At 37.8% G+C, this 12753-nt stretch carries 10 protein-coding genes and 1 riboswitch; of the genes, 5 read left to right on the top strand and 5 right to left on the bottom strand.

All coding sequences use genetic code 11. The annotated features are described in order from the left end of the window. Positions 1-110: 110 nt before the first annotated feature. Both radA and AN34_RS03650 read left to right on the top strand, forming a co-directional pair. The gene (gene radA, locus AN34_RS03655) at positions 111-1487 is read left to right on the top strand and encodes a DNA repair protein RadA (RefSeq protein ID WP_029282408.1); all 1377 of its coding nucleotides are present in this window, start codon (positions 111-113) and stop codon (positions 1485-1487) included. 341 nt (positions 1488-1828) lie between these two features. Further along, positions 1829-2296, top strand: coding sequence for a DUF4920 domain-containing protein (locus AN34_RS03650; protein ID WP_029282406.1), 468 nt, complete (start codon positions 1829-1831; stop codon positions 2294-2296). A gap of 191 nt (positions 2297-2487) precedes the next feature. Here the strand turns inward: AN34_RS03650 and AN34_RS03645 are convergent, their stop codons facing one another. After that, complete coding sequence (locus tag AN34_RS03645) at positions 2488-3552, bottom strand: branched-chain amino acid aminotransferase (protein WP_029282404.1); 1065 nt, start codon at positions 3550-3552, stop codon at positions 2488-2490. Positions 3553-3699: 147 nt separating this feature from the next. Continuing rightward, positions 3700-4665: a tryptophan 2,3-dioxygenase family protein gene (locus tag AN34_RS03640; RefSeq protein WP_029282402.1), complete on the bottom strand. Its 966-nt coding sequence runs from the start codon at positions 4663-4665 to the stop codon at positions 3700-3702. Positions 4666-4727: 62 nt separating this feature from the next. Beyond that, positions 4728-4790: riboswitch (Fluoride riboswitch) on the top strand. Between the two features lie 16 nt (positions 4791-4806). Here AN34_RS03640 and AN34_RS03635 point away from each other — a divergent pair. Further along, positions 4807-6096, top strand: a complete 1290-nt coding sequence (locus tag AN34_RS03635; protein WP_029282400.1) for a voltage-gated chloride channel family protein — start codon at positions 4807-4809, stop codon at positions 6094-6096. Between the two features lie 362 nt (positions 6097-6458). Here the strand turns inward: AN34_RS03635 and AN34_RS03630 are convergent, their stop codons facing one another. Together AN34_RS03630 and AN34_RS03625 are read right to left on the bottom strand one after the other, a co-directional pair. Further along, positions 6459-7760, bottom strand: coding sequence for an HAD-IB family phosphatase (locus AN34_RS03630; protein ID WP_029282398.1), 1302 nt, complete (start codon positions 7758-7760; stop codon positions 6459-6461). Next, the gene (locus AN34_RS03625) at positions 7760-8722 is read right to left on the bottom strand and encodes an NAD-dependent epimerase/dehydratase family protein (protein WP_029282396.1); all 963 of its coding nucleotides are present in this window, start codon (positions 8720-8722) and stop codon (positions 7760-7762) included. The genes AN34_RS03630 and AN34_RS03625 overlap by 1 nt, the downstream gene beginning before the upstream one ends. Before the next feature lie 71 nt (positions 8723-8793). On the opposite strand from AN34_RS03625, the gene AN34_RS03620 reads away from it, so the two are divergent. Both AN34_RS03620 and AN34_RS03615 read left to right on the top strand, forming a co-directional pair. Then, positions 8794-9975 carry a formimidoylglutamase gene (locus AN34_RS03620; RefSeq protein WP_029282393.1) on the top strand — a complete coding sequence of 394 codons (1182 nt, stop codon included), beginning with the start codon at positions 8794-8796 and terminating at the stop codon, positions 9973-9975. Positions 9976-10045: 70 nt separating this feature from the next. Next, positions 10046-11191, top strand: coding sequence for a TlpA disulfide reductase family protein (locus AN34_RS03615; RefSeq protein ID WP_029282391.1), 1146 nt, complete (start codon positions 10046-10048; stop codon positions 11189-11191). 86 nt (positions 11192-11277) lie between these two features. Here the strand turns inward: AN34_RS03615 and purD are convergent, their stop codons facing one another. Next, a complete protein-coding gene (gene purD, locus AN34_RS03610; RefSeq protein WP_029282389.1) occupies positions 11278-12549 on the bottom strand; it encodes a phosphoribosylamine--glycine ligase in 1272 nt (423 codons plus the stop codon). Positions 12550-12753 lie beyond the last annotated feature (204 nt).

The raw sequence follows: 12753 nt of genomic DNA, 5'->3' as shown, positions 1-12753 counted from the left end.
AAGGTTTACATTTAATAATACCTGGCAAACTTACTATTGCTAAATGTTTATAAAAATAAAAACACAATCAAGCACTAAAGGTTAAATTCGTATTTTAAAACTGAAATCAATTGGCAAAAACAAAAACAGCATATTTCTGTCAGAGTTGTGGTTACGAATCGGCAAAGTGGTTGGGAAAATGTCCATCATGCGGCCAATGGAATACACTTGTAGAAGAGATTATAGAAAAAACGGCCACAGCTGTACCGACCTGGAAAACTGAAACAAGCTCTAGAAAATTAAGCAAGCCCAGTAAGGTGGATGAGATCCAGTCATCTGTTGAAAGAAGAATTTTAACTGGAGATAAGGAGTTGGATCGTGTTTTAGGGGGCGGTTTAGTTGAAGGATCGCTGGTGTTGATTGGCGGAGAGCCTGGCATTGGTAAATCAACGCTGATGCTTCAATTGGCACTAAATTTAAAAGGGAAAAAACTCTTATATATTTCTGGAGAGGAAAGCGAGCAACAGATAAAAATGCGTGCAGAAAGGATTAAGGAAAGTCCATCCGCAGATTGCTACATCTTAACAGAAACGTCTACTCAAAATATTTTTAAACAAATTGAAATACTGGAACCAGAAATACTGGTGGTAGATTCTATTCAAACCTTACATTCTTCTCATATCGATTCCACGCCGGGAAGTGTATCGCAGGTAAGAGAATGTACGGCAGAATTGCTTCGTTTTGCAAAAGAAACTGGTGTGCCTGTCTTCCTGATTGGCCACATTACTAAAGATGGTGCCATTGCCGGACCAAAAATTCTGGAGCACATGGTTGACACGGTTTTGCAGTTTGAAGGAGACAGGCATCATGTTTATCGCATTTTGAGATCCATCAAAAACCGTTTTGGAGCCGCTGCTGAACTTGGGATATATGAAATGCAGGGAAGTGGCTTAAGAGAAGTATCCAATCCTTCTGAAATACTCCTTTCACAACGTGATGAAGAATTAAGTGGTATAGCTATTTCTGCTATGCTGGAGGGCGCACGTCCTATGTTAATTGAAACACAGGCCCTGGTAAGCGCCGCCGCCTATGGCACACCGCAACGATCGGCCACGGGTTTTGATACCAAACGAATGAATATGCTTTTGGCTGTATTGGAAAAACGTTGTGGTTTCAGGTTAAGTACACAGGATGTATTCCTGAATATTGCAGGCGGCATTCGTGTGGAGGATCCTGCGATTGATTTGGCTGTACTCATTGCAATTATTTCTTCCCACCAGGATATTTCCATTTCATCAAAAAATTGTTTTGCGGCAGAAGTAGGGTTATCAGGAGAGATCAGAGCAGTAAACCGGATTGAACAACGTATTGCTGAAGCTGATAAACTAGGATTTGAAACCATTTATATCTCAAAATATAACCTGAAAGGAATTGATATTGCTAAATATAACCTGGAAATTAAAGCAGTAAGCAAAATTGAGGAAGTTTTCGAAATGATTTTTGGTTGATCGATACTGATGATGGGGGAATTAGTTCAACAAATTTTCCCCATGTTGATTATAAAATTCCCCAACATTAATATACCCACATTTTTGGCATACGTTAAAAAATTAATCAAAACACTACAAATCAAATGATTACAAAATCACCTTGCCGCATTCCCTGTTTTGGATTCACGTTTGCCTAAGGTAATATGTTGTACATCATGGGATGTGATCTATAACAATAGGGATGATTTTCCTCGTTAGCGATAGCTAGCGAGGATTTTTTTTGTTTGCACAATTTATCTAAATTTTAGATAACTTTAAATCAGATAAACAACTGGATTAAAACTTTAAAATCATAACCCATGAAAAAAATCATTTTAAGTGTATGTTTTTGTCTGTTCGCCATCGCTGGTTTTTCGCAAACGGCATACACAGGTCAGAAATTTGGAGAAGAGGTAAAACCCGGAGATGTTAAAACTGCAGCCAAAATGGAAGCAGCAATGGGCAATAAAACTACTGCTGACATGAAAATTACGGGTAAGGTGGTGGATGTTTGCAAGAAAAAGGGCTGTTGGATGACCTTGGAAATGCCAAATGGTGATCCAATGCGGGTAACCTTTAAAGATTATGCCTTTTTTATGCCGATGGATATTGTTGGTAAAAATGTAGTGCTGGATGGTTTAGCGAAAAAACAAACCATCTCTGTAGAAACTTTACGCCACTATGCTGAAGACGCTAAAAAATCACCTGAAGAAGTAGCTAAAATAACCGACCCTAAAAAGGAACTTGCTTTTGAAGCTAAAGGCGTAGTCATTCTGGATAAGTTATAAAAGCATAAAGATTAAAGCGGAAAGGTTAAAGCCGAAAACGAAAAGGTTAGGGCTAAAGCATAAAGATTAAAGCCGAAAGCGAAAAGGTTAAGGCTAATGCATAAAGATTAAAGCTTAAAGCGGAATGCTTAAAAAAAAATACCCCTGATACATTTTGTACAAGGGGTATTTTGTTTTTAAAAATGTTTTCCCTATAAAACCCAGTTCCAGCCAAATTCATCTGGTGCTAAGCCATAACGGATATCGTTTAGTTGTTTAGCAATACCATTTGAAATCGATCTGGTTGATGGATCAGTTAATTGATAAATTTCTCCTTTATAACCAATCTGCCCAACATGCGTAACTGTTGCAGCAGTACCTGCAGCAAAAGCTTCTGTTAAACTTCCATTTTGAATCCCTTCGATCACTTCTTTAACAGAAACCCTGCGTTCTTCTACCTCAATACCAGATGCTGTAGCCAATTTAATAATCGTATCACGCGTAACACCATCTAAAACCGTACTGCGTACAGATGGAGTAACCAATTTACCATTAATTACAAAAATTAAGTTGGCGGTTCCAGCTTCCTCAATGTATTCATGAGCGATAGAATCTGTCCAGATTAACTGATCAAAACCTTCTTTTCTGGCTTGTTCAAAAGGATATAATGAACGGGCATAGTTTCCGGCTGTTTTAGCAAAACCAACACCACCATCATCAGCACGGGTAAACTCAGTTTCAATTTTTACCTTTAATGCCGAACTATAATATGGCCCGGTTGGTGTAGTTAACAAGGCAAATTTATACGTATCAGATGCTCTAACGCCCAAATAAGGATCAGTAGCAAACATTACCGGACGAATATATAAAGCATAATCTTCTTGATTTGGCACCCATTTTTCATCGATTGAAATTAATGATGCCAGGCCTTGCATAAATATTTCTTCAGGAATTGTAGCCATTGACATTCTTTCTGCGGATTTATTAAAACGCTCGAAGTTTTTATTGGCACGAAACACACTGATTTTACCATCAGGTTGTCTATAAGCCTTTAAACCTTCAAAAATCGCCTGTCCATAATGAAGCGCCGAAATTGCCGGACTCATTGGAATTGGTCCATATGGAAGAATTTGTAAGTTTTTCCATTCGCCATCTTCGTAATCGGCTGTAAACATGTGATCGGTAAAAACCTTACCGAATGGTAATTGGGAAAAATCAGTTACAGTTAAACGTGTTTGATCAATTTTAGTGATTTTTATATCTAATGTCTCGGTCATTTTATATTAATTTTGAATGAGTGATTTTTGAATGTTTGAATGATTTGCAAATCGCAAATTCTATCATTCCTTCAATCAATAATTCAATCATTATTGTATTTGTGCAAAATAGCAAAAAAACCGCTTTTATAATAGCATTATTTGATATTAATCTTTGCTCTTGAGTGTTTTAAGTACACTTAGTACCCAGCCTTTCCCCCATTCTTCCATTTGCTCATTAGTCCATAGAAACGGATAAAAAATCCTTTTCTGAAAACGTGGAGGCAAATATTTTTGCCAGTTGGTTCCTCCGGTTGCAGCCACATCAACAGGATCTTTTTCCAGATAACGAACCGCAGATTTATAATGTGACAATGGCCATTCTACATTAACATACAAATCAAGTTTACGTAATTCTTCTGCAAGTGCAGAAACATCAGCACCACTGGCTTGTAATTGTTTAAATAAAGCTGAAAAATTAGTTAATGAACGATCTTTAGCCAATTGCAAAAATTGAGCTGCATATTTTTTAATAAACTGCTTTAGTGTTAATGTCTGTTTTCCTGATGCAAGCTCCGTTGCCCCGAATTTCCAATAAATATATTCAAACTGTTCCTCAATGGTTGCTGTCTTTAATTCTTCTCTCTTGCTTTTATCTACTAAGCGAATAAAATCTGTGGCGCAAATCTCTATCATTCTATATTGGCCAGATTGGAAACCACTAGCAGGCAAAAGTGACATTCTGAATTTTAAAAACTGCTCCTTCTCCATGCCATCCACCATAACTTCAAAAGAAGTGGTTAATGCATTAAAATAGGCATTTATTCTTTTTACACGTGCAGTAAAAAAGGCTACAGTTAAATTTTCATGCTCCGCAATTTGCCTGCATTCATGTAAGGAAAGTTTAAAATAAAGCTCCGTAATTTGATGATACATGATAAAAATTTCTTCATCAGGAATTGGTGTTTTCGGGCTTTGTAAACTCAATAAAGTATCCAGATGAATATAATCCCAGTAAGTAAGGAAATCAGCATATAGCAATCCATCCAAATAGGAAGCCATATCCTGACCCATTGCCGTGTATTTTTGCTGAAGTTGATTTAATTTATCTTTAATTTCAGGTGTAAAGTCCATTGTTTTGTTTATCCCAACAAAGGTGATAAAGATTTTGTAGAAATAGCTAAATTTTCTACATTTGAAGTGAAGGCGATGGGGTACCGCCAAAACCGCCAAAACAGGCTGATGACTCCTACAATTTTATTAAATTGAATTCGAATGCCTGTTAAAAATTTAATAGCAAGATTTCTGCTATTTATCAATCGTTTTGTAAAGCAAAATCTTAGTTTAAACCTCACCAAATCCATCAGGTGGATGTTTTTTTTCCTGCTTATTGGTGGAATAGTTGGATCAGCATCAGCTTTGTTTTTAGTCACACTAAATTGGGCGACCAATTTGCGTGAGCATCATTTGTGGATGATTGCCTTTTTGCCTTTAGCTGGCTTAGCTATTGGCTTAAGTTATCATTACTGGGGGAAGGCAGTGGTGAAAGGAAATAACCTTTTGATTGAGGAATTACAAAGCCCAAAGCAAGTAATTCCTTTAATTATGGCCCCATTAATTTTTGCCGGGACCATTTTTACCCATTTATTTGGCGGTTCAGCAGGCCGTGAAGGAACGGCTGTGCAAATTGGAGGTGCATTTGCAGATCAGTTAACCCATCTATTCAAACTCAAACCGAGCGACCGAAAAATTATTTTAATTTGTGGAATAAGTGCCGGTTTCGCTTCTGTTTTTGGAACGCCAATGGCAGGAGCCATTTTCGGACTGGAAGTTTTTGTATTGGGTAGCGTAATGTATAGTGCCATTATACCTTCTTTTATTACCGCAATAATTGCTGATTATGCCTGCAAAGCATGGGGTGTAGACCATACGCACTATTCAATTACATCAGTACCTGGAATGAACTTTACATATTTGCTGTTATCGCTTGGATCAGGAATAATTTTTGGATTAGCCTCACGAAGCTTTTCGATGCTTAACCATCTAATATCCAGATTATTTAGCAAAATAAAATATCCACCGATCAGACCATTCATTGGAGGCCTTTTACTAGTCATCATTATCTTCCTGATCGGGAATACCAGGTATATAGGGCTTGGTGTTCCAGTAATTTTAGAGTCGTTTACCCAACAAGAACCCTATTATACCTTTGCAATTAAACTTTTTCTAACCGCTTTAACCCTGGGCTGTGGCTTTAAAGGTGGGGAAGTTACGCCTCTATTTTTTATCGGAGCAACATTAGGAAGTTTCTTAAGTATTTTTGTGCCACTACCTGTTGGTTTATTAGCTGGAATGGGTTTTGTTGCTGTCTTTTCTGGTGCAGCAAATACACCGTTGGCTTGTATTTTTATGGGGATAGAATTGTTTGGTATGGAATCAGCAATTTACATTGCCTTGGCCTGCATTGCAGCATACTTATTTTCTGGTCATGCCGGAATTTATCAATCACAGGCCATTGGCCATTTTCAAAAATTTCGCATTAAAAAACATCAGTTTTTGGAGTAAATCATACTTGTAAATTATCACCTATATAATGAACTGAGGGCAAGGGTTAGGGTTGAATCCGTCTTTGCGAACTGAGGGTAGGGTTAGTGATGGCGTAAAGCAATCTTTTGCTATGAGACTGACGAAGTTTTCCACCTCCTAAACCCCATGAAACTTCGTAAGTCAGCTTACAAAGCGGTATCGTTATTGCGAACTGAAGGACACGGTGGAGTGAAGCAATCTCTCTTTTTAAATAGATCAAGCTGAATTCAACCACCCCGCCCTTTGGGCACCCTCCTTAAAAAAAGGAAGGGAGTAGCGATCGCAGTAGCCGCTCATTAAGAATTTTAGTTGTAGCAAAAGTTAACAAGCGATAACAGAATCTAGTACAGCACCCTAAATTTAATAGTATGTTCAATTTTCTTAAGCGATTTAAACAGTTGCTTATCATATTGTGCATTAATATCAGTAATGGCATAACCAATTTCCGGGTTTGTCATTAAAAACTGCCCTACAATATTAATATCATGTTTAGCAAAAACGGTATTAATCTGAGCCATGATGCCTGGCACATTTTTATGAATGTGGATTAAGCGGTGAGATTTATCAATTTTTGGCAATTGCAAATTCGGGAAATTGCTACTTAAATAAGTTGCCCCGGTATTCATAAAATCAGCAACACGCTTAGGGATAAAATCTATATTCCGTGGATTATTTTTAGGATCGTCAAATACCACAATACCTTGTTTGGTACAAACGTCAAAATCTATCTTGTTCTTTGCATTGCCTAAATAACCGATAGTTTTAAGCTTAACTGCATCTTTCAATTGCTCTTTTGTCAACTTTTCGCCATCAGCTAATATTACAATCCCTACATCTTTTACATACTTTTCTTCAAAAGATGTTTTCTGCCGGATAGAGAGTCCGTCATTTTTGAGGATAGCTATTGTTGCCGGATCTACATCTCCAATAACCAGACACAGAATTCTGTTTTTAGGGTATGAAATTGCCCGGGGCAAATCATTAACATATAAAAACTCATCAAAACTTGGTGTCACGTGATCGGCCTTGGCCACAATACTTTCACGGGCAATATTTTCAGTAAAGGCAAAAAACTTATTAATCAATCCACTTTCACGCAACTGAAAATCTGAATAGCCATCGCCAATTCCGAATAACATCCCTTCCAGCTTTAAATGCTGCAGCAACTTTACTTTTCCTCCTTCTTCACTTAACGGATTGGCATGATCGTAATCAATAATTTTTCCATCACCTGTAGTTACAAAGGTATTGGCGTAGATATTTTCCTTTTTAATATGGTACTGACTTACAACCGGCGTAATAAATTCCTTAAAACCACCTGAAACAATCAGCACATCATCAGCATGCTTTTTAAAAAACTCAGCATTACGAGAAAAAGAAGTAGACACCTTTTTCTTAAGGTGTTTAATCAACAATTTAAGGTGCTCTTCATTGGCTTCCAAAAGTTTCACCCTTTGCGCCAGACTTTCTGAAAAAGATAATTTGCCTTCCATGGCAAAATTAGTGTAGTCTTCTATTTTTTGAAAAATGATTTCTTTATCAGGGTGGTTCTTTAAAGAAATTCTGGCAAGTTCATCTAACGCTTCTACCTGGGTGAAAGTGCTATCAAAATCGATAATGTAATACGCTTTTTGTTTAGGCATTATTTTAAATATTGGGTAATTTCTGTGATGATTTGGTTAACTGGTTTAAAATGCATTCCCGTTTGCTCAATCACTTTAGTATTATCATAGTAACTTAACGTTACACTGCTTGTTGCGGTATCTTTTGTTATGGATGGTTCTTGCCTGGTAAATACTGACACTAGTTTGAGCGCTCTCCAGGCCAGGCCGAGCATCCAGGGTTTGGCTTCTTTTGTAGGCACCTTTACCTCAAAACCTTGTGCTATCTGGGTAAATAAATCTTGATAATGCATATTTTCTGAAGAGATGATGAACCTTTCGCCAGTTACTTCAGCTGCCATTAATAAGATCATGGATTGTGCAACATCTGCTACATCTACAAAACCTGATGCCCCATTGGTATAAAAAGGAAAGCCCTCCTTCACCAATTTAAAAATGGCGCCACTACCTTCAAGGCCTGCACTTTTACCCATAATTACTGATGGATTCACGATTACACCATTAAGACCTTCATTAATGCCTCTCCAAACTTCCATTTCGCCTTCATATTTAGAAAGGCCATAGGCATGGGCTTTTGAATCGTACTCCCAAAAATCTTTCTCAGAAATCTGCTTTCCTTTTTTCGCAATTCCTAATGCAGCAATAGAACTTACGTGTAACAGCCGGCAATTATTTTCGATACAAAGATTTACAATATTCGAAGTGCCATCAATATTAACATGAAATAGCTGTTTTTTATGCTTGGAATTAAGAGAAACAAATGCTGCGCAATGGTAAACCTGGGTGATATCAGCGAAGGCATCTTCAAGCGCAGATGGTTCGTTAATGTCAGCAATAAACCATTCAATCAGTACATTATCCTTAATCAGATCTGGTATTTTTGATTTTTCTCTCCTCAAAGCACGAACAGTTAAACCTTGATCAGTTAACTGTTTTATTAATTCAGCGCCTAAAAATCCTGTTCCTCCGGTTACCAGTATCATTTTATTTTTTTCGAGCTATATGTGGAAATACGCATTCAAAAATAGATATTTGAGGCGAGAGTTTTAAATATATGTCGTTAACGGATTTCTTTTCCCCGGTAAACCCTGATAGTTTCACCCCCAAACAAGGTTTTTTCACCAGTCAGCTGGGATTAAAAGCACACATTTACACCTCAACATTTCCAGACTTTGATGAGCATACCTATGATTTAGCCATTATTGGGGTGCTTGATGGAAGAGGAGCTGTAAATAATGAGGGTTGCGCACTGGCACCTGATTATTTTAGAGAGAAGTTTTACAAATTAAACGAAGGTGCCTTTACCAGTAGGATTGTAGATTTAGGCAACATCAAACATGGCGCAACCATGGCCGATACTTACATCGCCATTAAAATGGTGGTTTCAGAACTTATTAAAAAGGACATTATCCCGATTATTATTGGCGGCGGACAGGATTTAACCTATGCCCAATATTTAGGATATGAAGACCTGGAACAAAAGGTTGATCTGGTGGTAATTGATAATCAGTTTGATATTGGTGATGATGAAAGTGAAGGCCTGGAAACCCGCTCTGACTGTTATCTGAATAAGATTTTCTTACATCAACCTAATTTCTTATTTAACTATAGCAATGTTGGCTATCAAACTTATTTTGTAAATCAGGAAAGCTTAAGTGTAATGGATAAACTATATTTTGATGTACACCGTTTAGGCGAATTTGCACAGGATATCAGTTTAACAGAGCCCATCATCCGCAATGCGAATATGATCAGTTTCGATTTGGGTGCGATTCGTTCTGCTGATGCAGCAGCTAATGCGAATACCACGCCAAATGGTTTTGATGGTGAGGAAGCATGTAGAATTTCACGCTATGCAGGAATGAACGACAAACTCACTTCGATTGGGTTTTATGAATTTAATCCGGCCTACGATAATAATGGCCAAACGGCCTTTTTGCTGGCACAGATGGTTTGGTATTTTGTGGATGGATTTTATGCCCGCAAAAAGGATTTCCCGCTTACCCCAAAATCACAATTCATGATTTACAGAACCAGCCTTAAAGATGGTTCGGGAGAAATGATGTTTGTAAAAAGCAAAAAATCCGATCGCTGGTGGATGCAAGTGCCTTATCCTTCCGGCCAATCTAAAAATGAACGCTACCATTTGGTGCCTTGCCGATATGACGATTACCAAACTGCAGTGAATGGAGAGATGCCAGATTTATGGTGGCGAACCTATCAAAAGCTATCATAATTTTAACCACCTATTTTCGTTAAAGGAATACAATATAACTATCTTTGAATCAGTTAAACCAAACCAACCTATGAAAAAAATATTCTTATCTGCATTGGCGCTATTGCCACTTGCAGCACTTGCTCAAAAACCATTTACGCTAAATGGCGATATAAAAGGCCTGAAAACCGGAGATAAAATTTATCTGATTTACCAGGGTGATGGAAAAAACGTTACTGATTCTACCACCGTAACCAATGGTGCTTTCGCATTTAAAGGAACGGTTGCCAATCCGGCTCAAGGCAGTTTATATCTGAATAAAAATCCGTTTGTGAATCGCCCGGCGCAAGGTGAAAAATTAGATGGTTTATCTATTTATGTAGAACCAGGAAACATTAAGTTAGCCGCAACAGATTCTTTAAAAAACGCTACCATTAGCGGTTCTCCAGTTAATGATGATGCAAAAAAATTAAAAGCACTTACAAAGCCTGTTAACGATCAGCTGATGGCGATTAATGCAGAATATAATGGCTATACACCTGAAGAAAAACAAAACAAGGAAAAAATGGAGGCATTAAGTGCCCGTTATGAAAAAGCGGCCCAAGGCTTAACTCCACTTTTGTTGCAGTTTGCAAATGCAAATCCAAAATCATACATCAGTTTAAGTGCCATTGGTCAATTGGCTGGCGATCCTGATCAGGCCGCTGTAGCAGAGAAAGCGTTTTCTGCTTTATCACCAGAATTAAAATCAAGCCCTACCGGTAACAAACTTACCCAGTTATTTGAAGCTGGCAGAAAAACTGCTGTTGGTGCTATGGCAATGGATTTTACGCAAACAGATACTGCTGGCAAACCGGTGAAACTATCTAGTTTTAAAGGCAAATATGTACTGGTTGATTTCTGGGCATCATGGTGCGGACCTTGTCGTCAGGAAAACCCGAATGTGGTAGCGGCTTATAATAAATTCAAAGATAAAGGCTTTACCGTTTTAGGTGTTTCTTTAGATCGTCCGGGTAAAAAAGATGCCTGGTTAAAAGCAATTGCTGATGATAAATTAGCATGGACGCATGTATCAGATTTAAAATTCTGGGATAATGAAGTTGCTAAAATGTATGGCATTCAATCCATACCAGCAAACTTTCTGATTGATCCAACTGGAAAAATTATTGCCAAAGGGTTAAGAGAGCAGGCTTTACAAGATAAGCTCCAGGAATTATTAGGCAGCAAGTCTAAATAAGCATTACGCTATAAAGATAAAGCCGCAGATTCGCAGATTTTATTGAATAATGATCTGCAAATCTGCGGCTTCTTTATTTTAACAAACTATACTAAATCAAATCCGATATCTTCTCTAAAGTACTTCCCGTCAAAGTAAATTCTTCCGGCATCGGCAGTTGCTGATTGTAAAGCAGTAAACAAATCTTTCTGTAAACTGGTGATGGCAATTACCCTGCCGCCATTCGTTTTTACTACATCATTATCTAAAAGTGTACCGGCATGGAAAGCAGTAGAATGACGTAAGTTTTCAATTCCACTGATGGCTTTGCCCTTTAAATATTCTCCAGGATAACCTCCGGCTACGATCATCACCGTAGCAGCAGTCTGTTCTGAAATAACCAGGTTTACCTGATTCAATTGTTTGTTGGCTGTTGCGAGGAACAACTCTACTAAATCATTTTCAATACGTGGAATTACACTTTCTGTTTCCGGATCACCCATCCTGGCATTGTACTCAATAACGAATGGATCATCACCTACTTTAATTAATCCGAAAAAGATGAAGCCTGTATAATCGATATTATCTTTTCTTAACCCTTCAACTGTAGGTCTGATAATGCGTTCTTCTACTTTTTGCAAGAAATCAGGTGTGGCAAATGGAACAGGAGAAACTGAACCCATACCGCCTGTATTTAAGCCTGTATCACCAAGCCCAATTCTTTTATAATCTTTTGCAGATGGAAGTGTAATGTAATTTTCTCCATCACTTAAAATGAATACAGAAAGTTCAATGCCACTTAAAAATTCTTCAATCACTACTGTTGCTCCAGCTGCACCGAATTTACCACCAAGCATTAATTTCAACTCTTCCTGTGCTTCTACAGTTTCTGTACAAATTAAAACACCCTTTCCGGCCGCTAATCCATCGGCTTTTAAAACCACTGGTAAGGCATGTGTTTCCAGATAGGCTAAACCTTGTTCTAAAGTATCGGGAGTGAAGGACTTTGATGCCGCAGTTGGAATACCATGGCGATCCATAAATTGTTTAGAAAAATCTTTACTCCCTTCTAAAATCGCACCTTCTTTTTTAGGTCCTATAACCGGAACATGAGCAATGGTTTGATCGGCAAGAAAAAAATCATGAATACCATTTACCAGAGGTTCTTCCGGGCCAACTACAACCAGTTCGATATTTTCTGCTAAAACAATCTTTTTTATGGCATCGAAATCATTTACGTTGATGTTAATGTTGGTACCATAAATTCCTGTCCCACCGTTTCCTGGTGCAATAATTAATTTATCGCAGTGCGAAGACTGGCTCATTTTCCAGGCAAATGCACTTTCTCTGCCGCCTGAACCTAAAAGTAAGATATTCATATGGGCAAAGATAAATAAAAATGGGAGATGGAGGATGGGAGATAGAAAGTGATAATGTTTTGGTATTTAGATAGGAGTATCAAGATGTGAGTATCAAGTATCAAGTCGCCAGTGTGAAGACATTTGTAAAAAAAATTAGTATCAAGACGTGAGTATCAAGTATCAAGACGCCAGTGCGAAGACATTTGTAAAAAAAATTAGTAT

Source organism: Pedobacter sp. R20-19 (genome assembly GCF_000708265.2).
GTDB lineage: Bacteria > Bacteroidota > Bacteroidia > Sphingobacteriales > Sphingobacteriaceae > Pedobacter.
Note: the sequence above shows the minus strand (reverse complement) of the source record. Positions and strands in the feature narration are given on the sequence as shown.